This is a genomic window from Vibrio sp. 2096 (assembly GCF_033339595.1).
GTDB classification, from domain to species: Bacteria; Pseudomonadota; Gammaproteobacteria; order Enterobacterales; family Vibrionaceae; genus Vibrio; species Vibrio alginolyticus.
In genome coordinates this window covers 345-1,252 of sequence record NZ_JAWOUX010000069.1, presented here as the reverse complement: position 1 = coordinate 1,252, position 908 = coordinate 345, and the positions used below count along the sequence as shown (strand labels likewise).

Here is a 908-nt window from a genome sequence, read left to right as displayed (position 1 = left end):
CCACCAGTCGGGTTGAATCTGTTTGTAACGGCTGGGGTGGCAAGAATGTCGATGATGAATGTTGTAAAAGCGGCATTGCCATGGGTGGGCGTCATGTTCTTGTTCTTGATAATTGTGACTTATGTACCTTGGGTATCAACTTGGTTACCTACGACCTTGATGGGGCCAGAAATAATCACTAAATAACACATTTTCCGAATTACATTCACTCAACCAAAAAGAGGTGTGAGCAATCACACCTCTTCGTCTATGGATTTAAAATCTTGTTTTCTCGGATCGGGATGGACTCTGCGCTCATAGCCGTGCCACTTCTTTTTGTTTTTACGTCGGTCTTCACCGGAGCGCCTTTCTTCTTGATACTGGCCGTCTACCATCACTGTATCGGTAATGATCGGTATCCTCACTTTTTCATTCATATCCATATGAGCCCAATAATTGCCTTAGCAAAATTATGATTCAAGTTGGATATAATACCAATCGTGCGAACCGGTTTTATTTATAGAGCTCTTTATCTATCTGATAGCGTTGCATTTTGTCATACAGCGTTTTTCGAGGCACATTCAACTGTTCCATCGTTTGTTTGATGCTGCCATTGTTTTCTAGTAGCGCATTTTCTATCGCTGCCTTTTCAAACTCCGCCACTTGCTCTGCAAGGCTACTGGTTGAGGCGGGGATGGAACTTGGTTCACCTAATTGAATGAGTTTACCTAATAAAACGAAACGCTCTGCTGCATTGCGTAGTTCTCGGACATTTCCCGGCCAATCGTGAGCCATTAGCTGAGCCAAATCTTGTGCTGAAAGGCTTGGCGAACTTTTACCATAGCGCGACGCCGCGACTAAAAGAAAATGGTGGAAAAGGGCAGGGATGTCTTCCTTGCGTTCACGTAAGGGAGGCAAATCTAGCGTAA

3 protein-coding genes are annotated in these 908 nt (G+C 44.3%); 1 reads left to right on the top strand and 2 read right to left on the bottom strand.

Going from position 1 to position 908, the window contains the following annotated elements; translation table 11 throughout:
* On the top strand, positions 1-186 hold a 186-nt coding region (locus tag R7Q41_RS24100), incomplete at its 5' end, for a TRAP transporter large permease subunit (RefSeq protein ID WP_318144717.1).
* A 47-nt stretch (positions 187-233) separates the two neighbouring features.
* Here the strand turns inward: R7Q41_RS24100 and R7Q41_RS24095 are convergent.
* Together R7Q41_RS24095 and R7Q41_RS24090 are read right to left on the bottom strand one after the other, a co-directional pair.
* Positions 234-416, bottom strand: coding sequence for a hypothetical protein (locus tag R7Q41_RS24095; protein WP_021451574.1), 183 nt, complete (start codon positions 414-416; stop codon positions 234-236).
* A 76-nt stretch (positions 417-492) separates the two neighbouring features.
* A partial coding sequence (locus tag R7Q41_RS24090; protein WP_318144716.1) for a helix-turn-helix domain-containing protein occupies positions 493-908 on the bottom strand: 416 nt, incomplete at its 5' end.